The following is a 21,334-nucleotide window of genomic DNA, read 5'->3' on the forward strand; positions in this document are numbered from 1 at the left end:
CATGACCATACAACTGTACAACACGCTCACGCAGCAAAAAGAAGTCTTCACCCCCATCAAGTCAGATGAGGTGACGATGTACGTGTGTGGCCCCACCGTGTACAACTTTGTGCACATCGGCAACGCCCGCCCGGTGGTGATTTTTGACATGCTGTTCCGCCTGTTGCAACGGCACTACCCCAGCGTGAGATACGCCCGCAACATCACCGATGTGGATGACAAGATCAACGCCGCCGCCAAAGCCGGCGGTGAAACCATCCGCGAGTTGAGCGAGCGCTTCACGCAGGCCTATCACGAAGACATGGACGGCCTGAACACCCTGCGCCCCACCCTGGAACCCCGCGCCACCGACAACATCGACGCCATGATCGCGCAGATCCAGGCGCTGATTGCCAATGGCCACGCCTATGAGTCCGAAGGCCATGTGCTGTTCCAGGTGAGCACCGACCCGCACTACGGCAAGCTCTCGCACCGTAAACTGGATGAGATGATCGCCGGCGCCAGCGAACGGGTGGACGACGCCTCCTATAAAAAAGAGCCCGCTGACTTCGTGTTGTGGAAACCCTCCAGCGATGACCTGCCCGGCTGGGACAGCCCCTGGGGCCGCGGACGCCCAGGCTGGCACATTGAATGTTCCGCCATGATCAACCAGCACCTGGGCAAAACCATTGACATTCATGGCGGCGGACAGGACCTGATCTTTCCCCACCATGAAAACGAAATCGCTCAGGGCACCTGCTGCCATAAAAGCGGCGAGGAGCAGTTCGTGCGCTACTGGATGCACAACGGCTACCTGAATATCGAAGGCGAGAAGATGTCCAAATCCCTGGGCAACTTCTTCACCGTGCGCGAGCTGCTGGCGCTGTGGCCCGGCGAAGTCATGCGCTACGCCCTGATGACCGCCCACTACCGCAAGCCCCTGGACTGGACCAAAGACCTGCTGGCCAGCGCCAAATCCAGCCTGGATCGTCTGTACGGCGCCCTGCGCGACGCCCCCGTTGCCGTGGATGCCGAACTGGAACACCCAATGCTGGCGGAACTGGAAGGCCACCTGTGTGACGACCTGGCCACGCCCCAGGCCCTGGCGGTGCTGCACGGTCTGGCGGGGGACATCAACAAGGCCGAAGGTGCCGAGAAAGCCACTCTGCAAGCGGTGCTGCGCAAAGCCGGCGCCGCCATGGGCCTGCTGGAACAAGAGGCCGATGCCTGGTTCAAATGGCAACCCGCCAGTAACCAGGGTGGCCTCAGCGACACCGACATCGACGGCCTGATTGCGGAGCGGGCGCAAGCCAAGCAGGATCGCAACTTTACCCGTGCCGATGAGATCCGGGAGCAGCTGAAACAACAGGGCATCACCCTGGAGGACTCCAAGGACGGCACCCGCTGGACCCGGGATTAATCCCGGGCCGGCCATTCGCTTATTCAGTGAATCCGCTATACTTTCCGGAACGCAAAGGAAAGCACCACCGCAAGGCAATTTCATACCTAGGGATGTGAGCGACACGTTGTCACGACCAGAGTCCACCACAAACAGCTTCAGCCTGGCCTTAAAGGCACTCCTGTGTGCCTGCTGTCTGCTGCTGTGTTGCGGGGCTGTTTCCACCCAGGCCGAAACCATCGTCGTTTACCATTTCAACCCGGAATCCCACAGCGATCGCAACCTGGTTCTGAAGAACACCTTTGACCAGTATTTTCAGGTATCACACAACATCCAGCTGCAACCGGTGGATGACCGCGCCACGTTTGCCGCCCTTATCGCCAACAAACCGGCCAGCCTGTTCATCATGTCCGATTGGCAATACCACCAACTGGAATCCAGCAACAACGACCTGACACCCTATTTACGGGGCATCAAGGACGGCAACGACACGTTCCGTAAATTACTGATCGGTAAAGCCCCCCTGTCGCCGCAGCACGCTACCCTTGCCGTCTCCGGCACTGAAGACTATGTGTATTCCCTGCTGGGTTCCATGCGCTTGAACACGGCTCCTCTGCCCATGCAGCAGTTACGGCTGCTCACCGTTCCGAAAGATATCGATGCTCTGCTGGCAGTCAGCTTCGGGATGGCCGATGCCGCGCTGGCCACCGAGAACAGCTACGAAAAATACGAGTTACTGTATCGCAACGAATATCAACTTCTCAAAGTTCTGGGCACCAGTACACCGCAGAAGCGCTTGGTGGTGGCATTGTACCGACAGCACCTGCCTGCCCTGCAGGTTGCCCTGGAAGCCTTGCTTGACATGAGCCAGTCCCCGAATGGCCAGCTTGGCCTCAAGTTACTGGGCCTGGACGAATGGACTCTGTTACCGACCACCCAGGATAGGGGGGGGCAACTATGACCACGGTACTCAGGTATTTACTCGCCCTGTGCTGCAGCCTTGCCATCGGCGGCTGCCAGAACAGAACCGCACTGCCGCAGCAACCGGACACCTTCACCGTGCTGGTCGTCAACAGCAACAGCGCGCTGCCCCGCTATGAGGTGCCGGTACAGGCATTCCTCAAAACCATTAAGGGCGCAGAGCTGGTTACGGTGGACCTGGGGGAAGACGAACTCCCCACAGAAACCCTGCAGGACATGTTGAACGCACACCGCGTACAAGCCATTTACTGCGTTGGCGCCAAAGCGCTGGGCTCCATTGATTACCTGAGCCCGGCTACGCCAGTGGTATACAGTTCAGTACTCAGCTGGCGCGAATTCCAGTCCAGAAAGCACTTCTATGGGGTGACCGATGGCGTAGCACCGGCGGCACAGCTGGCGTGGTTCAAGCACTTTTTCCCGAACATCCAGCGCATTGGCGTGCTGTACAGCGACACCAGTGAAAATGTGTTGAAGGATGCCCGGCACTCCGCCGAAGCCCTGTCACTGACGTTGAACACGCGGAAAATTGCAGCCGGCGAAGCAAGAACACCTCATATCGAGGCACTGCTCGAATCCAGTGATGCCATCTGGATTCTGCCGGACCCGGAAGTGTTGGATTCAGAGGCCAACACCGTTCAATTGTTCGAACAGGCGCACCGCCGGAAAATCCCGGTGTTCGCCTATAACCCGTTCTTCATGGAGCTGGGTGCCACTCTAAGCATCAATGCAGATCTCGCCACCACCGGACGTCAGGCTGCCCTGATGGTACAGTCACTGCAGAACGCCGCCCCGGAGAGCAACATTCAGTTCCCGGCCGGCAGCAATGTCTCCCTCAATCTCAGGAAAGTGCGGGAATACCAGTTGAATCTTGACAGCGACGCACTCAATTCCGTCAGCGAACTGCTGGACCAGTGAAGGGATTGGCCAGCAGTCCCGCTTTTACAATTTGAACTGCAGCTCCAGCATAAAATTACGCCCTGGATTCGGATAGTCCGACAGCATGACCCCGGGCGCCGGATCCACCAGATCCTTATCCAACAGGTTATACAATGAGGCAGTCAGCACCAGATTTTCAGCACGGCTGCGCCAGGTGATGGACACATCCACTTCTGTTTGATCGCTGACGTCTGCGCGGGTATCCAACGCCTCCCGGCTCAACGAACTCTCATACAGCACACCCAGATAGGCGGAAATGTGGCGGGAATAGCGATAATTGAACTGCATATTGGCCCGGTGCAGCGGCACATCTGCCGCCCGTCGATCGGTGAGATCATTGATCGGGTCCTGATAGGTGTAGTTCAGGTTGATGCTGGAACCATCCTGCAACCGATGGGCATATTCCAGCTCGATGCCCTGTACAGTCAGCTCACCAATATTGTCGTAATACGCCACTGCCGGTGGCTGCGGGCGTGCACCGATGATGTTTTCGATGTTGTTGCGGAACAAGGTTGCCCGCGCCGTGCTGCGTTTGCTCAGCCAGGCATTCAAACCCAGCTCCACGGTTTCAATTTCCTCCGGTTCAACCAGGGGATTGCCCACAATGGCCGGGTTATTGATGTTGTAAAGCTCACCGAAGGTGGGCGCCCTGAACGCAGAGCCGTAAGTGGCGATACCCTGGAAGCGTTCTGAAAAATCCCAGCTCACGCTGGCACGGGGATTAAAGGTATTGCCAAAATCACTGTAGTCGTCATAGCGCCCCCCCACGATGAGCCGAACCTGTTCGCTGGGGTCCCAGATATCCTGCACATACAGTGCCCGCACATTACGGTTGTGGCTGTCATTCCAATTCGCCACATCGGAAATATCCACCATCGGGCCCTGACCGTTATTGGTCCACAACTCAACGCCATACTGTGCCTGATGCTCGAACATAACACCGGACACCAACTTGTGTCCGTTGAGCCAATTCCAGGTTAATTGCAATTCGATACCGGTTTTATCGTGCTGAATCGGACTGCGCAGAAAAAGCCCCTCAGGATAGGTTGTACTGCCATCGTCAAAACCGGGTGGAAAGACATCCCACAGATTATCGAATTCAAAATGATCAAAATAGAGTTTGGTGGTCAGGAATGCCTTGGGATTGATGTCATAGTGATGCGCCCCCTCCAGGAAATACTCACGGTATTCCTGCTCCGATCCATCGTTCAAAACATTGTTGGCGCCCAGGTATCCACCGGCCTCCCGCTGGACAAAACGCCCTTGCAAACTGAATTCACCATACCCGGCATTGAATCCGAGATCGTAACGTTTTTGCCAGTAGTCGGTATCGCCAGACTGGCCGATGGCGTCGGATGCCACCTCCCCTTTCCAGCCGTCACTGTGGTAGAGATTGGCGTCCACCGCCACATCAACAGCGCCCAGGGTGCCGCCGTATTGCAGATCCAGCCGGTTGGTCTCGTCACTGCCCGCAGCAGCGGTGGCCACTACGCCATTCACATCCTCCGCCTGTTTGGTGATGATGTTCACCACCGCCACGAAAGCATTGGCGCCATACAGCGCCGAACCGGGGCCACGTACAATTTCCACAACTTTGATGTCTTTCACTGGAAACCGGTTGTAGCTGGACAGCGCTCCGCCGTTGACCAGGTTATTGTTCACCGGATGGCCATTGATCAGGAATAAAACCTTCTCCGAAAAGTCGGTTTTAACCCCCCGCACCTCGACAGAACTGGTCCCCATATTGAAGCGGTTTATGCCGAAGCCGGGCACCCGTTTAAGCACATCCATCAGGTCCCGTGCGCCCATTTGCTGAACATCGGCTGCAGTGATCACGGTGACGGTGGCACCACTCTTACGTACGCTCTCCCGGGTTTTGGTGGCTGTGGTCACATAGCGTTCCTCCTGCAACCAGCGGATTTCCTCCTTCAGTTGCGGCAGCCCATCAGCCTGCACCACCATCGGCAACCCCAGGCCACATCCCAACGCCAACCACCCAACAGTCTTCCCTTTCACTGATCCCATGTCGCTTCTCATTTCACTGCATTCATGTCACTGCGCGTAGCAGGCTCTGTCGCTTACTCGCCCAAAATATGCGGCACATCCTCCAGGAAGCGATACCCCGTCAGATTCACCTCGCCGAATTTCTGTAGCAGCAACGCAAGATACTTAAAAAACATCGAAGGCACCCGAATGGTGTCCACCGCCTGAACCCACAACAATGTGATCTCCACCTTATGCCCGGCAGCAAACTGACTGCAGATTTCGGAGTTGGTCATCGGGGTGCCATCCACCCCCATGGAACAAATCATATCGGGGCCCAGAATGAATGCAACCGGATTGCTGCCATCATCAATGGTGGCCAGCAGGCTCTCGTTGACAAAATACAAGGTCACCTGACGCGTCCCTTCCTGCAACGTGACCGTGCCCACATCAAAGCCATCCTGCACCCGATTAGTAGCGGCGGTCACTTTACCCCGCCGCAGGATCACCGCCTGGGCGGGATAGCAGGTTGCAATAATTTCCTGTACCGCCGCCAGGGGGCTGGCCGACGCCATGGCCTTGCCAATCGAGCGGGCAACCGCCAGCGATCCCGGCACTAGGGCACCGGGGGAATGGATTTGCCTGCCGGTCAGCGACCAGGTAGCCACGGTCCCGGCATCCTGCAACTTGGTGCTGACAATGTTACGCACCTGTGCCTCCATGTCCTCCGCATTATCCGGATGCAGTGGATACTGGTCATCTTCTTCACTGACCACCAGGGTTTCCCGGGTGGAAAAGCCCCGCAATGCGTAACTGCACATACTCATTTGCGGCACAGAACGACCGGCACCGTCAGCGTCCACAAAGGGGATATCGAACTGGGCACAAGCCAGCAGGGGAATCATGGAATTCATCGCCCCCACTTCAATGGGCAACACGTAGTGATAGGACTCCCCGGTCATAGTTTGCAAACCTTCCAATCCATAGCCGGGGGAAAGCTTGAAATTCAAATTGGGCGCATCCGGGGCCCCCACGCCGCAGATCACCAGCAAGCGGGCATCATCATGGACTTCGTGCGGCTCCGCCACGGCCACCTGATCGGCGAAGGAAACGATATTTTTGATCACGTCATTGGCAGACTGCACACCACCACCACCACCGCTGGCCAGAAAGCTGGCACCGTTGACGATAATTTCCATATCTTCCTTATTTATGTGATACATGAACGCCTCCTCAGGACTGGTTTTTATAATTGGGGGGAACGTGGTAGGTCAGCCGGCTCTGTGTTTGCCCCGTACGCATCAGCATGTACAGGTAATTCACCGCCGCCATATTGGGATCAATGACAGGAATGTTGCATTGGTATTTGGCCGCCAGTTTGTCCGCCACCGCAGCAGCAATGTGCATGAACCCGGTGCAGCCCAGTAGAATCGCGTCTGCTCCATCTTCATCAATGGCTTTGATGCTGCACTCATAGACTTTCTGGATTACCTTGTCCCGTTCCGTCAGTTCATGAACCGGCAGGTTCACCGGAATGATGGACGCGAAATTGGGAGCAATGCCAAAGCTGCGCACATGTTCCCGCTGCATGTCTTCCACCGACGCCAGGACCGTGATGATAGAGAATCGTTCGGCCAGGGACATGGCGGTAAAGGCGCTGGGGCGAAAGCCGCCGATCACCGGTATCGACACCACTTCCCGGGCTTCCTCCACACCGCAATAATCAAAATCCGAGACAAATATGCCGTTGTAGCCTTCATTCTGGGCCTGGATCGCAAGGTCCACCACATAAGGCGCGTTCACCATTCGGTCCCAACGGCTTTCGATGGAGGAATTGCCCTGGGTAATGTTCGATACATCCACCTGCAGGTCCGGCGGTGCCACACCGCGGGCCACCTCGGCCAGCTCCTGGTTATAGGCACTGTCATTAATGGGAATGATGATTTTCATACGGTAGGGCATGGCCATATTGCAGCTTCCTTGAGCAGGAGGGAGGGACACAGGCGCACACAGGGCGCATTCATTCTCATTGTAGACAAAGATTCGCATCCTTCATCCGCTTGCAATGTCACGGCAGTCTGTCATTTAATGCTGATATAACAATCAATTAGCAGGTCCGGATGCGCCCCCAGGCCGATCCATTGCAACAATGCGAACCTGTGCAACAGCGTCTATCATTAGGTCTAAGGGACAAAAGCCAGAACCATGCTTGTTGAAGACCATGAAAAGGAATCATGATGAAGTCATTACCGCCTGACACAGGGTGGTCGAATCCTGCCTACGGCTTGACCTTTCCTCCTTTGTGGAAAAATAACCGGGTTTCCCCCTCTGGGTAGTCATATCGATGTTGGCTAACAGCAGTATTCGTAAAAAACTCGTCACGGTTATGTTGCTGCTGGTGCTGTCGGTGCTGGTGATCCTGACCGTCTGGCAGGTCAGCACCCAAAAGGGCCTGCTGCAGGGGGAGCTGAACAAGCAGACCGATCTGCTGCTGGAGAATCTCAACAACCGGGCCCTGTTCCAGGCCGATCAGGTCAAACGCCAGGCGGAAGAGGAGATCGCCTCCTTCAACCTGTTTGAACTCACCAGCGCCCTGGTGGAAATCACCCGCACCAATGAGGAGCTGGAGTTCATTATCCTCACCGACCACGAACGCCGCATTGTGGTACACACCGCGGACTCCAGCCTGCAACAGAAGATCTATTCCGACACGCTGTATCCCGACAGTCTGCAAATTCCCGTGTCCAATGGCGTCCCCCCCAGCGGCTCCGGCGCCGCCCTCAGCAATGCCCTGCAACAGGTCAGCGCCATCCTGTACCGGTTACCGGTAGAGGTGGGCAACCGCCAGTGGGGAGAATTGCTGCTGTCCTACTCCCTGAGCAACGTCAAGGATGAGGTCGCCCGCTCCAGGCTGGACAACGCTGCAATCATCCAGGGCCACACCATCCGCTCCCTGCTGGCCGCCACCACCATTCTGCTGATTACTTTTGTGGTGATATCACGGCTGTCCAGCCGCCTGTCCGCCCCCATAATCCGGCTCACCGAGATGACCCAGCGCCTGGCGCAGGGGGATTTTTCCGTCGCCAGCCAGGGCCGCACCGAATCCAGCGACGAAGTAGGCGTACTGTCACGCCAGTTCTCCGAAATGGCCATCAACCTGGAAAAGGCGTACCACGATCTGGAGGAGTACAACCTGTTGCTGGAACGCAAGGTCAACGAACGTACCCAGCAGCTGAACCTGCGCAACGAAGAACTGGTGAAGGCCATCAACGATCTGGAGGAAAGCCAGCAACAGCTGGTCCACTCCGAAAAAATGGCGGCCCTGGGCCAGCTGGTGGCCAGTATCGCCCATGAAATCAACACACCGCTGGGGGCCATCCAGGCCTCTGCCGGCAACGCCACCAAATACTACACCGCCTATGCCAACAGCCTGGATATGCTGTTCCGCCTGGAGCGGGAATCCGATCAGCAACTGTTCCTGTGGCTGCTGCATAATGCCCGCCCCATGGAATCCCTCACCACCCGGGAAGAGCGCGCCGCCAAGCGCAAGGCCGCCAAATTGCTGGACCAGCACGAAATCCAGCATTGCGCCGACATCGCTGAAATGTTGATCGATATGGGGCTCTCGGACCAGGTCGAAGTGATGCTGCCCATGCTCAGCGGCCCCAAGTACTTCGAAGTGATCCAAAGCGCCCATCAGCTGACCGGCATCATGCGCAGCAACCAGACCATTTACAGCGCCACTGCCCGGGCATCCAAGATCGTGTTTGCCCTGAAGAGCTTCGCGCGCCAGGATCAGTTTGGGGAGAAACAGGAAAGTGACATCAACGAGGGCATCAATACCGTGCTGGTGCTCTACAGCGGCCTGTTGAAACAGGGCTGCGAAGTGGTCAAGGAATTTGAAGAACTGCCCCCACTGGATTGCCACGCGGACGAGTTGAACCAGGTTTGGACAAATTTGATCCACAATGCGTTGCAGGCAATGGATTATAAAGGCACCCTGACCCTGAGAACCCGCGTGGACCATTCAGGCACCTGTCCGCAAATCATTGTCCAGATTGCTGATACCGGCCACGGCATTCCCCTTGAGCTGCAACACCGGGTGTGGGAATCCTTTTTCACCACCAAGGAATCCGGCGAGGGCAGCGGCCTGGGGCTGGGGATCTGCCGAAGAATCGTGGAGAAACACGCCGGGCGATTGTTTTTTGAGAGCCAGCCCGGGCAGACCACATTTACCGTGGTTTTACCCCTGGCAGCTTGATGCTGCTGGCAGCGCCGGATATCTGCTATAGTTGGAAAGAGGTTTTCCGGAAACAATCTGGCGCTACATTTTACCTATTGCATCCCAGGAACGTTGGCGTTGAATAAGTCCTATATAATCTGTGTTGACGACGACCGCACCATACTCATGAGCCTACGGGCACAGCTGCGTCACTGGTACCATGACCAATACATTGTGGAAATTGCCGAAAGCGCCGAGGAAGGTCTGGAACTGATCGAGGAACTGATCGAGGATGGCGAACACATCCGCGCTGTCATTTCCGATTGGCTGATGCCCGGCATGAAGGGAGACGAATTCCTGATTCTGGTTCACCAGCGTTTCCCGGAACTCACCAAGATCATGCTGACCGGGCACGCCGACCCCGATGCCATCCGCCGGACCGAAGAGGAAGCCCGTCTCAGCTGCTGCATCAACAAGCCCTGGACCCAGGAAGACTTTTTCAGGGCACTGCCGCCCTCGCATAAGGAAGTCTCGTCATGAACAAGCCGGTCATAATCTGCGTTGATGATGAGAAAATAGTCCTGACCAGCCTGAAGAGCCAGTTACAGCATCATTTTGGCACCCAATACCAGATCGAGCTGGCGGAAAGCGCAGAGGAGACCCTGGAGCTGATCGCAGAGCTCAAGGCTGAGCAACAGGCAGTGCCCCTGATCATCGCCGATTACGTCATGCCCGGCATGTACGGTGATGAGCTGCTGGTGCGGGTCAAGGAGCAACTGCCAGACACCCTTAGCATCATGCTCACCGGCCAGGCCACCGCCGATGCGGTGGGGGAAGCGGTCAACCGGGCCGGCCTGTTCCGCTACATTTCCAAACCCTGGCACGAAAAAGACTTTCTGCTCACCGTCTGCACCGCCCTCGACAGCTACCATCAAAAACTCGAAATTCAACGCCGCAGCCGCTTCCGTCAGGTACTGGCCAATGTCATCTCCCTGGCCCTGCGGGATGGTGATCTGTCGCAGCAACTGCATCACGCCCTGGATTCCCTGTTGGCGATCCCGGAACTGGGCGCGGCCTCCGCAGCGGTTTATCTGCTGGACCCCGCCACCGACCGACTGCAGCTGCAGATCAGCGCCGGCAACCAGGGGGCATTCAGCCCGCACCTGCCACTATCCGGTGACCAGCACGGCTGCCAGTTTTTCCAGCCCCTCACCTATCAGGGTCACACTATGGGCGCCCTGGGCATCATCAACAACGACGGGGTCCAGACCTGCCCGGAGCTGCCCGAGCTGCTGACGTCCTATGGCGAGGCCCTCGCCGGCATCATCCAGCTCAAGCAGTATCACGAGGCCCTGGAGCGCCATAACGCCGAGCTGGAGGAAACCGTCAAGCGGCGGACCCAGGACCTGCAAACGGCCCTGGACCAACAGGCCAAACTCAATAACATTTTGCTGGAGGCCAATCGCAAACTGGACTTCTATGCGTCCATGGACAGCCTGACCTCGCTCTACAACCGCCGTTTCTTTATGAAACTGGCCAATTCCGAAGTGGAACGGGCCAAACGTTACCAGCACCCTGTAACCTTCATGATGCTGGACCTGGATCACTTCAAGAACATCAACGACCAGTATGGTCACCTCGCCGGCGATCATGTGCTGGAACGCATCTCCCATTTACTTACGGATGAGTCCCGTGAAGCGGACATCATCGGCCGCCTCGGCGGTGAAGAGTTTGCAATCCTGTCACCCGAAAGCACCATGCAGCAGGCTTCACTGATGGCGGAACGCATTCGTGACCGGATTTTACAGGAATCCTTCGAATTTGAAGGTCAGCACATTCATGTCACCGTGAGCATCGGCATATCCGAAGTGGATGTGAATGAAGAACACATCGAATCCGCCATGAACCGGGCCGACAAAGCACTCTATAAATCCAAAGGCACCGGGCGCAATCTGGTTTCCATTGCCGGTCTGTAACACGAATACTCTGGTTTTTTCCAAACAGTTGATTAAGGTGAACAGGGCTGGAACGCACTGACGCCGCCATCAACAAAAACAAGGAAGGAAAAAACACATGGACCGTAGCAACACAGGACGCCTGCGTCCGATCACCCTGGCTCTCTCCCTCTCGTTACTACTCTGCACATCCCTGCTCACCGGCTGCAAAGCCCCCAATGTGGCGGACACCGAGCTCGGCAAGGCTCAGGGGACATTCCATTTTGAGCAGCGCACCATCGAATGGAAGGGCATCCCCTACGCCCAAGCTCCCACCGGGGAACGACGCTGGCAGGCACCGCAGCCCCCGACTCCCTGGGAAGGCACTCTCAAAGCCCGTGAATTCAGTCAGGCCTGTATGCAATTGGGCAGCATGTACGGACCCGGGCCAGACGGCTACAGCCAGGATCTGTCCCTGCGGGACACATTCAACCAGCCCATCGGCAGCGAAGACTGTTTGTATCTCAATATTCAACGCCCCCTGAATTTCAAACAGAAACTGCCGGTGGTGGTGTACCTCCATGGGGGCAGTCACGTGTTCGGGGCCGGCTCGCTCTATGACGGCAGCACCCTGGTCCAGCACGGGGTGGTGTTCGTGAGCCTGAACTACCGACTGGGACTGTTGGGCTGGTTACATCATCCGGCGCTGCACAGCACCGAGGCCTCACCTTCCAACTCCGGGAACTTCGGCACCCTCGACATCCTGCAGGCACTCACCTTCATCAAAAGCAACATCGCGGCCTTTGGTGGTGACCCGGACAACATCACCCTGGTGGGCCAATCGGCGGGTGCCTCCCACGTGTTCAGCATGATGGTTTCCCCCCTGAACCATGACCTGTTCCAGCGGGCGGTGATGATGAGCCCCGGTCTGCTCAACCAAACCCCGGCAACCGGGCTGGCCTTCGCCAACGGTCTGTTGCAGACCCTGGTGATCCTGAACGGCCTGGCCCCTGACCCGGAGTCTGCCGCCACCTTCCTGGCCGCCCAGGACAGCGCCTGGATTCAGAGCTTCCTCTACGGTCAAAGCGCCATCACCCTGCTCAACGCCACCACCATGGTGCCCGAACTGCTGATTCCCCCCGCCGTGTTCCTGGATGGAGAAGTGCAGCCGGTCGATCCCTATGGCGCCGTGGCCACCGGCCAGTTCCTGAATGTTCCCCTGATCATGGGCATCACCCGGGAGGAAGGCAAACTGTTCACCCAGAATGGCATGATCATCGACAGCTCAACCCTGTGGACCCATATGCTGGAATTCGACGCCAACCAACCGGAAAACACCCCGCTGGCGCTGGAAGACGTCATCGCGCCGGAGCTGTTGCCTGCGGAGCGGGCACAACAGGGGCACTGCGGCGCCACGGATTTTGTGATGGGAGGCTACAACGACTTTGCCAATCTGTGCGGCGCCCGGGCCACCACTGCTCTGTTCCGCTACCTGCAGAACGACGTGCTGCTGCCGCTGCTGTCCAGCCAGCAATCACAGCTTTATGCCTATGAATGGGCCTGGAACCAGCAACCGTTCCCCTGGAATGTCATTCACGGGTCTGCCCACGGGGGTGATATTGGTTTCATATTGGGTGGCTTCGACGCCGCTATCTTCGCCAACGGTTACAGCGAGCAAAACGCCCCGGGGCGCCTGGCGCTGTCATCCGCCATGGTGAAGTCCCTGGCCCGTTTCGCCCGCAACGGCGATCCCAATCACAGCACGTTGGGTGATGATTGGCTGAACTGGTCCCCATTGCCCAACAGTGCTAAACGGCTGCTCCTGGATGCGGACGACCTGGAACCGCACATCGAAATGCAGTTCCAATAGAAACGCACACGGGAGAAACGCACACGGGTTCCCCATTCGCAGACACAAAAAACCCCGCCATGGCGGGGTTCTTTCCAATCTCGGCCTTAGGCAAATGGCGGCCTTGGGCTGGATTTACAGCGCTTACGGAATTGGCAGGTAGCCACCTTCCAGGCCTTTGGTGACGATGGCCACGGCGTTGTGGGCATGCAGACTTTCCAGGTGGTTTACCCGCACCCAGAAATCCTGATAGGACACCTGCTCGTTCAATGCCGCCTGAATTTTACGGGCCGCGTCTTCACAGAACATCAGGTTCTGGCCGTTCAACAGCGCGAATTCCTGCTCGTCCTCACGCTTCACAGCAGTCTGCACCGGCGTTTTGAGCGCGCCTTCCACCACGTCAATCAGCTCTTCCAGGGGAAAACTGTCGGTATCATCCGACAGCCGCACTTTGATCTCGGCGATGCTGCGCTGGCTGTGGGGCGTGGCCACGATCCCCTGCTCCGTACCCAGCCAACCATAAACTTCATCGGCCGACACCTGCTGGTCTGCACCGAAGTCCTCGCGGAACTGTTTCTGGATCAGCTGACGCGCCAGAGCGGCAGAACAGGGGCAAGTGGAGGAATAGGGGATTTCCACCCGCAGTTCGAAATGAAAGCCATCAGGGTCTTCGGTAGCGATGATGCGGGACGGATAAGCCTTCCAGCCACTGAACTCACTCTTCAGGGCCGGACGGCGGGACAAAAAGTCAAAACGAAAATCCACAAACGCCTGGTCGCTGAGTCCCTCGTGGGATTCCAGGAAGCGAGCCAACACATCCCGCAGGCTGCTGGCAGTCAGGGTCTGGCTGCACAATTCATCCAGCAACAGATACAGGCGGGACATGTGAATGCCCTTCGCCTCAGGATTGATCAGGTTCACATAGGCCTGGGCCTTGGCCACAGCATGGGCCACGCCACCATTACGCGTCGGGATGGACAGGGGAACTTCGATTTCGCTCATGCCCACCCAATCCAGCAGGCCCGGGGCCTTGGGCTGGGAAACGGCGGCGATGTCAGGCATTGATTTACTGCCCATTACTGATAAATCCAAAAATTTCATGATGTAAGAGGACTCCTCCAAGCATAGGCCCTGATACGTTGGTTGTAACAGTTTACTGCGCTCGGACAATTAACCCATACGGTTACGCTCATGACAAGCGGCTAAAATGACGCGGGATTCTATAACAAACTGACGATATTCTGAAATTTACCTGATCATATCCCCACCACAACTAAGGCTTAATTTTATAAACCCCTTAAAAATCAGGCCATTGGACAAAATCTGGATTTGGCAGCATGATAGTAAAATCGGTGTATGTTGATAGACAATTTTGATCAAAACAATGTGAAAATTGCCACACATAACCTACTAATTCAGTCGGAAATAGACCACAAAAACAATAATCAAGGAGATTCCCCATGCAGCCCGACCCCACCCCAACCCCTTACGGTGCTCCCGAAGCCTCACTGCGAGGCGTTCCCGCCGGCCCCGTGCAGTCAGAAACCGTCCCGGCAGGCAACGGCGTAAACTGGGTCACCGACGCCTGGGCTCTGTTTAAGAAGGCGCCCGGGATGATGATCGTGCTGTGGATCATCCTGATGGTGATCGTCACTGCCGCCAACATGGTGCCGTTATTGGGTCAGCTGATCACTCCCGCCCTGATGGCTGGCTTCATGCTCGCCCTGGCGCAACTGGAACAGGCCGGTGAATTGCGGCTGGAGACCCTGTTTGAGGGGTTCAAAAGCCACGCGGCTCCTCTGCTGTTACTGGGTGCAATTTTCCTGCTGGCCATCTTTGTGCTGGTGGTGGTCTGTGGCCTGTTCGTGGCGGTTGCCCTGAACGCCATGGGCAGCGGCTCGGGGGCAGGTACGGTGCTGGGCGCCCTGATGCTGATTCTGCTGGGCTTCACCAGCCTATTGCTGGTGGTCTTTGCCATGTGGTGGGCCCCCTGCCTGGTGGTCTTCAACCAGCAGACCCCGGTAGCGGCATTGAAGCAATCCATCGAGGCGATTTTCCGCAACCTGCTGTCCAGCCTCGTGTACACCCTGGTGTTGCTGGTTCTCTATCTGGGTGTGGTGGTGACACTGGGTCTTGGCATACTGGTGGTTGGCCCCCTGATCATAGTGAGCGCTTACACCAGCTATAAGGACATCTTTCGGCCGGTGTAACGGGAAATTACACAAGCACAACAAATCTGTTCATCTGTTTGTGGTTCCATTGTCTACCTTAAATGTGGACCAATTAACACAATTTGATCATGTTTCGAGCAGTATTACTTTCACTCATCCTGTGGGTCCCTGCCAGCCTGATGGCAGACCCACTGTTTGATCAGGCCGCCCGCCATTACGGCATCAAACCGGCGCTGCTGCATTCCATTGCCGAAATGGAATCCCAGCTTCACCCCTGGGCGGTGAACCTGAACTGGGAGGGTTTCAAGCCCCGCAGCCGGGAAGATGCCATCGAGCTGGTGCAGGCAGCAGAGCAGCGCCCCTGGCTGCTACGGCTGGACTACCCGGACACCGCCCAGCGGCTGTTCTTTGCCAGCCGGGAAGACGCCCGGAAGGCCCTGGAGCACACCAAAGCCAATGCCGCCCTGCTGGGCATCAATCGCCCCTCTGACTGGGAAATCCGCAAACTGGATACCCGCAGCGTGGACATCGGGCTGATGCAGATCAACTGGAAGTTCCACGGTCGCCATTTCGACTCCCTGGACCAACTGTTCGAGCCGCAGGTGAATATCACCTACGCCGCCAAATACCTGAAAAAACTGCTGGCACGGCACGGCTCCACCGAGCGGGCGGTGGCGTTTTACCACAGCAACACCCAACGCTATCAGTCCCAGTACCTGAAATTATTCCGCCCCATTTATCAAAAACAGCTTTTACTGGCCCGCCGCTAGTGATTTCCACCTTATTCGCTTAATGTGTTCCCGTTCAGTGTCTATATTTATAAGGCTGTGACGCCTCACAGCCGTGGACCAACCAATCCGTTGATCATCAATTTTGGGAGCAGGCATGTCGGGCACAATCATTACCTTGATCATCATCGCCGTGGTGGTGGTCTACGCCATTACCATCTACAACAAACTGGTGGCGCTGAAAAACCGCTTCAAGAACGCGTTTGCGCAGATCGACGTACAACTGCAGCGCCGCTATGACTTGATCCCCAATCTGGTGGAAACCGCCAGGAAATATATGGAACATGAACGGGAGACACTGACCGCTGTCATCGAAGCCCGCAATGAAGCGGCCGCTGCCGCCAAGGCCGCCGCCAGCCACCCGGATGACGGCAAAGCGGTGCGCACCCTGGGTGGGGCCGAATCCCTGCTGGGTGGCGCCCTGGGAAAGTTTTTCGCCCTGTCCGAGAATTATCCGGACCTGAAAGCCAACACCACCATGACCCAGTTGATGGAAGAGCTCTCTTCCACCGAGAACCGGGTGGCGTTCGCCCGCCAGGCCTTCAACGACGCCGTGATGGAATACAATACCTATCGGGAACAGTTCCCCAACAGCCTGGTGGCCGGCGGCCGCTTCCAGCCCGCTGAACTGCTGGAAATTGAGGATCAGGCAGCCCGCAAAGGCGTTAAAGTCTCCTTTTCGTAACCGTTTCCTTTGACTGAACGCCGTTAACGGGTTGCCATGAGTTTCTATCAGAATCAGGACAACGCCCGCCGCAAGACCGGGCTGTTGATCTTTTACTTTGTGAGCGCAGTGGTCCTGATTGTGGCCGCAGTGAATCTGTCCCTGTTCGTGGTGTTTGCGTTCTCCGGCGAGTCTGGCCTGTCTCTGGGGCAATGGGTACGAAGCCCCCTGTGCTGGGGTCTGGCTGCAGTCACCCTGGGTGCCATCGTGTTTGGCAGTCTGTTGCGGCTGGCACAACTGAGCAAAGGTGGCGTTTCGGTGGCACTGATGGCCGGAGGCACCCCGTTGGACCCGGCCACAACACGCCCGCAAGAAAAGGTCTTGCAGAACGTGGTGGAGGAAATGGCCATTGCCTCCGGCACTCCGGTACCCCGTATTTTTGTGATGCGGGATGAACCGGCGATCAACGCCTTTGTGGCCGGCACCGAATCCAGGAATACCGTGTTGGCGGTGACCCAGGGCTGCCTGGACAAGCTGACCCGGGATGAATTACAGGGCGTCATCGGCCATGAGTTCTCTCATATCCTGAACGGAGACATGAAACTGAATGTGCGTCTGATCGGCATACTGGCCGGGATCCTGTTCATCGGCCAGATCGGGGAATTTCTGTTGCGCGGGCAATCCCGCCGTCATTACTACGGGCGCCGTTCCAATAAAGAAGGCAATCAGTTGATTCCCCTCGGGCTGGCCCTGATGGTGATTGGCTATGTGGGACTGTTTTTCGGACGCCTGATCAAAGCTGCCATCTCACGTCAACGGGAATTCCTGGCGGACGCTTCCTCTGTCCAGTTCACCCGCAACCCGGAAGGCATCGCCAGCGCCCTGTACGCCATTCAACATTACTCCGGCCAGAGCCTGTTACTGAACGCCCACGCCGAAGACATGAACCACATGTGTTTCGGCGAAACCGTTACCATGCATTTGAGCGGACTGTTGGCTACCCACCCACCCATTGAAGACCGCATTCGCACCATTGATAACGGCTTGCTGCCCCGACTCAAAGCCCGTTTCCGTAAACGGGCGGAAGCCGACTCCCACCAGGTGCCTGCTGCCGCAGAGTCTGCGTCAACAACGCTGCCTACATCAGCAGCGCCGGCAACCGCAGCGCCTGCGCTGTCCGTAGCGGCCTCCGGCTTTACGGGCTCGCACCCTATTAAAGCCGATGCCGCGCACATCAAAGCGTCTGTGGGCCGCCCCACACCGGAGCACGTCGACTACGCCCAACGCCTGCATCAACAGATTCCTCCAAATTTACAGAGCCTCGCCCACCAGCAACACTCGGCGGATGCGGTGCTCTATGGGTTGCTGTTACTGGAGTCACCGGAGATCACCCGCCTGCCAGTGGCCCTGCCTGCAGAGTCTCTGGCCTTGCGCGACGAGCTGACGGCCTCCTCTGCGCTGATCCGCCTACCGTTGCTGGACATCTGCCTGGCGACCCTTAAAACGGCGGATGCGGAGCGCCGGCAAACCATCATCAAAAACTCGGTGGACCTGATCAAGCTGGATCGCAAAATCACCTTGTCGGAGTTTGTCGCGTGTTTTCTGATTCAGCAAAGCCTGTCTGACATCAAGCGCCCGCAGCGGAGCATCAAAAGCTACCAGCCTCTGGAGCCCGCCCTGGCCACGCTATTCAGCGCCTTGGTGCAGGTCAGCGGCGACAGCAAAGACCAGCAGGCGGATAACTTTCAGAACATCATGCAGTACTATTGCCAGCGCGATTATTCCAGCCAGTTGCAACAGCCTCCCAGTCCAAAAGGGTTGAACCAGGCTCTGCAACAACTGAAACGGTTGACGCCGTTACTGAAACAGCCGGTGGTGGACGCCTGTGTGGATTGCATTCTGCATGATGGCAAAGCGGTACTGAAGGAAGTGGAGCTATTGCGAGCCATTTGCGAAGCCCTGGAGTGCCCACTGCCCCCGCTGATCATCCAGGGTGATTGACCCGGTTGCCGTGAGCCGCTCAGGGCGTTTATGAATCACGAGGGCGTTTCTGGATCACGAAAGGGCAAATACTCTGCGGCGTGTTCCCGATAACGTTCCGTGTGCTCGATTTCAGCCTGCAAAAAATCCGCGATGGCATCCCGAAACGCGGAGTGGGCAATCCAGTGCCAGGATTGTGTCGGAACCGGCTCAAAGCCCCGCAGCAATTTATGCTCACCCTGGGTACCCGGATCAAAGCGCTGCAAACCCCGCTCAATACAAAACTCGATGCCCTGATAAAAGCAGGCTTCGAAATGCAGGCAGTCTATCTCCTGCAAGGCCCCCCAATGACGCCCGTACAGAGTGGTGTCGTCAAAAAAACAGATCGCAGCCGCCACCAGACGGCCGTCGCGGTGAGCCTGCACCATCATAATGTTGTGTGCCAACGCCGTACCCACGCGCAGAAAGAAATCCAATGTCAGATACGGACTCATGCCGCGCTCATGATAGGTATTGCAATAGCAGGCATAGAATTCGATCCAATCCTTTTCCCCCAGCTCATGCCCCAGCCTGCGCTGCAGGGTCACCCCCTGTTCCAGCACTTTGCTGCGCTCCCGACGCATGCTCTTGCGTTTACGCGATTTCATCTGCGCCAGAAAGTCATCAAAATGACTGTAGCCCTGATTGCGCCAGTGAAACTGGGTATCACGGCGCACCAATGCGGTGGTATCCGGCACCGGCAAAGCCGTCCGCTCGCTGAATAACAGGTGCCAGCTGGACGCCTGCCCGTCCCGCAACAGACGCTCAATATGATCCTTGGCCAGGGCCCACAAACGGGACTCGTCTGCACCGGGTTTTACCCACCAGCGCGGCCCCTGGCTGGGGGTAAAAGGAATGGCGGTCACCAGCTTGGGATAGTAATTCAACCCATGGCGGTGATAGGCGCTGGCCCAGCTCTGATCAAATACGAACTCCCCCCAGGAGTGCGTCTTGGTGTAGAGCGGCAGGAAGAACACCGGCTCGCCCTGGTCTTCGATCCACACATGACAAGGTTGCCAGCCCTGCGCCGGCGTGACACAGCCAGATTCTTCCAGCGCCCCGAGAAAGGCCGAACAGAAGAAAGGGTTTTGCTGCGGACGGCACAGTGCTCCAGTCAACTCCCCTGGCAAATCAACAAAACGCTGCTCAATGTGTACCCGCATTGGTAATCACCTGATCAATTGATCCTCAACTGTAAAGCGAACATAACAATTTAGTTGATCTTTTCCTCAAACATGGTACTAAATTACAGAAAGAAGAGAACAACCAATAATATCCAATAAGAAAAAGGTCCTAAGCACAATGAGCATGTCAGGGAATGCACGAACCGCAATGGCGCCAACGGTCGAGCCAATGGCAACTAAAGGATGGAATTATGAGCTTGTTCCAGAACAAATCGGATTATTTCTTAAAGGGTGAAGACCAGCTAGACGTTTTCCACCTGGGGCCCCACGGCTGCGACGTGATGTTCAGTCGTTATGAAGCCGGTACCGAGGTCCATTCCGCCACCAACTCCACCCTCTCCAAATGCCTGGTTGTCCAGGGCCGGCTCACCGTCACCCAGCAGGGCCTTACCCGTCATTATGGTACCGGCGACTGGTACGAAGTGCCTGCCATGACGGAACACGATATTCATTACCTCAGCGATTGTTCCATTATCGAGTTCTGGTTTGATCCTCCGGCACCCTGAGCCCCGTTGCCTGCTCTGACCACACTGCGTTATGCTGCCGGGGCAAGGAGTACGCCATGGACAACAAACCTTTCTCTCAAGCCTGCGAAAACAACAAACTGCCCATCCTTGAGGTTCTGCAACGCCACTTGACCACCCCCGCCAGCCTGCTCGAAGTGGGTAGCGGCACAGGCCAGCATGCTGCTTTTTTTTCCGGACAGCTGCCCCATATTCAGTGGCATCCCAGTGACGTGGCTGACAACCTTACGGGCATCCGGGCCTGGTGTGATGAAGCCGGTCACCCTAATCTGCACGCGCCCATCAGCTTTGACGTCACGCAACAGAACGCTGTGCCCGGCCCCCGGGATCACCTGTTTTCCGCCAACACGCTTCACATCATGAGCTGGCCCGCCGTTGCAGCCTTCTTCGAACGGGTACCCGCCTTGGTGAAACCCACTGGCTATGTGATTATCTACGGACCGTTCAAATACAATGGAGAGTTTACCAGCGACAGCAACGCCCGTTTTGACCTGTGGCTGAAAGCGCGCGGTGCCCATCAGGGTATTCGGGATTTCGAAGCCATTGCCAGCTTGGCAACACAAGCCGGACTGCGATGGGTGGAAGATGTCAGGATGCCTGCCAATAACCAGACCCTGGTCTGGCAAAAGGCCCCCTAATGGGTGCTCAACCGGACTAAAGCGCTATACTGACCCGACTAATACCGGTATCCTACCTTGACT

18 protein-coding genes are annotated in these 21,334 nt (G+C 56.9%); 13 read left to right on the forward strand and 5 right to left on the reverse strand.

Features of this window, described 5'->3' with window-relative positions; all coding sequences use genetic code 11:
- Nucleotide 1 precedes the first annotated feature (1 nt).
- The 3 genes from cysS (at nucleotide 2) to D9N14_RS18980 (ending at nucleotide 3,274) form a co-directional block, all read left to right on the forward strand.
- Nucleotides 2–1,399, forward strand: coding sequence for a cysteine--tRNA ligase (gene cysS, locus D9N14_RS18970; protein WP_290582688.1), 1,398 nt, complete (start codon nucleotides 2–4; stop codon nucleotides 1,397–1,399).
- 94 nt (nucleotides 1,400–1,493) lie between these two features.
- Nucleotides 1,494–2,339 (forward strand): PhnD/SsuA/transferrin family substrate-binding protein, encoded by an 846-nt coding sequence (locus D9N14_RS18975; protein ID WP_290582690.1) that lies wholly within the window; start codon nucleotides 1,494–1,496, stop codon nucleotides 2,337–2,339.
- Nucleotides 2,336–3,274, forward strand: a complete 939-nt coding sequence (locus D9N14_RS18980; protein WP_290582692.1) for an ABC transporter substrate-binding protein — start codon at nucleotides 2,336–2,338, stop codon at nucleotides 3,272–3,274. The genes D9N14_RS18975 and D9N14_RS18980 overlap by 4 nt, the downstream gene beginning before the upstream one ends.
- A gap of 24 nt (nucleotides 3,275–3,298) precedes the next feature.
- On the opposite strand, the gene D9N14_RS18985 is transcribed toward D9N14_RS18980, so the two are convergent.
- The 3 genes from D9N14_RS18985 to D9N14_RS18995 are packed head-to-tail and all read right to left on the reverse strand — an operon-like array spanning nucleotide 3,299 to nucleotide 7,246.
- Nucleotides 3,299–5,320: a TonB-dependent receptor plug domain-containing protein gene (locus tag D9N14_RS18985; protein WP_290582694.1), complete on the reverse strand. Its 2,022-nt coding sequence runs from the start codon at nucleotides 5,318–5,320 to the stop codon at nucleotides 3,299–3,301.
- A 53-nt stretch (nucleotides 5,321–5,373) separates the two neighbouring features.
- Nucleotides 5,374–6,501, reverse strand: coding sequence for a DUF917 domain-containing protein (locus D9N14_RS18990; RefSeq protein WP_290582696.1), 1,128 nt, complete (start codon nucleotides 6,499–6,501; stop codon nucleotides 5,374–5,376).
- A 10-nt stretch (nucleotides 6,502–6,511) separates the two neighbouring features.
- The gene (locus D9N14_RS18995; RefSeq protein WP_290582698.1) at nucleotides 6,512–7,246 is read right to left on the reverse strand and encodes an aspartate/glutamate racemase family protein; all 735 of its coding nucleotides are present in this window, start codon (nucleotides 7,244–7,246) and stop codon (nucleotides 6,512–6,514) included.
- A 376-nt stretch (nucleotides 7,247–7,622) separates the two neighbouring features.
- Between D9N14_RS18995 and D9N14_RS19000 the strand changes: the two genes are divergently transcribed.
- From D9N14_RS19000 to D9N14_RS19015, 4 genes are all read left to right on the forward strand, one after another.
- Nucleotides 7,623–9,539, forward strand: coding sequence for an ATP-binding protein (locus tag D9N14_RS19000; protein ID WP_290582700.1), 1,917 nt, complete (start codon nucleotides 7,623–7,625; stop codon nucleotides 9,537–9,539).
- 99 nt (nucleotides 9,540–9,638) lie between these two features.
- Nucleotides 9,639–10,040, forward strand: coding sequence for a response regulator (locus D9N14_RS19005; RefSeq protein WP_290582702.1), 402 nt, complete (start codon nucleotides 9,639–9,641; stop codon nucleotides 10,038–10,040).
- Nucleotides 10,037–11,476: a diguanylate cyclase gene (locus tag D9N14_RS19010; protein ID WP_290582704.1), complete on the forward strand. Its 1,440-nt coding sequence runs from the start codon at nucleotides 10,037–10,039 to the stop codon at nucleotides 11,474–11,476. Before D9N14_RS19005 ends, D9N14_RS19010 begins: the two co-directional genes overlap by 4 nt.
- Before the next feature lie 97 nt (nucleotides 11,477–11,573).
- On the forward strand, nucleotides 11,574–13,304 hold the full coding sequence (locus tag D9N14_RS19015) for a carboxylesterase/lipase family protein (RefSeq protein WP_290582707.1): 1,731 nt from the start codon (nucleotides 11,574–11,576) through the stop codon (nucleotides 13,302–13,304).
- A 123-nt stretch (nucleotides 13,305–13,427) separates the two neighbouring features.
- Here D9N14_RS19015 and folE2 read toward each other — a convergent pair whose 3' ends face one another.
- Entirely contained in the window at nucleotides 13,428–14,360 is a 933-nt protein-coding gene (gene folE2 / locus D9N14_RS19020) for a GTP cyclohydrolase FolE2 (protein WP_317622647.1), read from the reverse strand.
- A 383-nt stretch (nucleotides 14,361–14,743) separates the two neighbouring features.
- Here folE2 and D9N14_RS19025 point away from each other — a divergent pair, with 383 nt between their 5' ends.
- The 4 genes from D9N14_RS19025 to D9N14_RS19040 all read left to right on the forward strand — a co-directional run bounded on the left by D9N14_RS19025 (nucleotide 14,744) and on the right by D9N14_RS19040 (nucleotide 18,907).
- Nucleotides 14,744–15,493 carry a BPSS1780 family membrane protein gene (locus D9N14_RS19025; protein WP_290582711.1) on the forward strand — a complete coding sequence of 250 codons (750 nt, stop codon included), beginning with the start codon at nucleotides 14,744–14,746 and terminating at the stop codon, nucleotides 15,491–15,493.
- A gap of 89 nt (nucleotides 15,494–15,582) precedes the next feature.
- The gene (locus D9N14_RS19030; protein ID WP_290582713.1) at nucleotides 15,583–16,224 is read left to right on the forward strand and encodes a transglycosylase SLT domain-containing protein; all 642 of its coding nucleotides are present in this window, start codon (nucleotides 15,583–15,585) and stop codon (nucleotides 16,222–16,224) included.
- A 115-nt stretch (nucleotides 16,225–16,339) separates the two neighbouring features.
- Complete coding sequence (locus D9N14_RS19035; RefSeq protein ID WP_290582715.1) at nucleotides 16,340–16,927, forward strand: LemA family protein; 588 nt, start codon at nucleotides 16,340–16,342, stop codon at nucleotides 16,925–16,927.
- A 36-nt stretch (nucleotides 16,928–16,963) separates the two neighbouring features.
- A complete protein-coding gene (locus D9N14_RS19040) occupies nucleotides 16,964–18,907 on the forward strand; it encodes a M48 family metallopeptidase (protein WP_290582717.1) in 1,944 nt (647 codons plus the stop codon).
- A gap of 35 nt (nucleotides 18,908–18,942) precedes the next feature.
- On the opposite strand, the gene D9N14_RS19045 is transcribed toward D9N14_RS19040, so the two are convergent.
- A complete protein-coding gene (locus D9N14_RS19045; protein WP_290582719.1) occupies nucleotides 18,943–20,088 on the reverse strand; it encodes a GNAT family N-acetyltransferase in 1,146 nt (381 codons plus the stop codon).
- A 212-nt stretch (nucleotides 20,089–20,300) separates the two neighbouring features.
- Here D9N14_RS19045 and D9N14_RS19050 point away from each other — a divergent pair, with 212 nt between their 5' ends.
- Both D9N14_RS19050 and D9N14_RS19055 read left to right on the forward strand, forming a co-directional pair.
- Nucleotides 20,301–20,615 (forward strand): hypothetical protein, encoded by a 315-nt coding sequence (locus D9N14_RS19050; protein WP_290582721.1) that lies wholly within the window; start codon nucleotides 20,301–20,303, stop codon nucleotides 20,613–20,615.
- A gap of 56 nt (nucleotides 20,616–20,671) precedes the next feature.
- Complete coding sequence (locus tag D9N14_RS19055) at nucleotides 20,672–21,271, forward strand: DUF938 domain-containing protein (RefSeq protein ID WP_290582722.1); 600 nt, start codon at nucleotides 20,672–20,674, stop codon at nucleotides 21,269–21,271.
- Nucleotides 21,272–21,334: the final 63 nt, after the last annotated feature.

The sequence above is a fragment of the Ketobacter sp. genome (genome assembly GCF_003671495.1).
Classification (GTDB): domain Bacteria; phylum Pseudomonadota; class Gammaproteobacteria; order Pseudomonadales; family Ketobacteraceae; genus Ketobacter.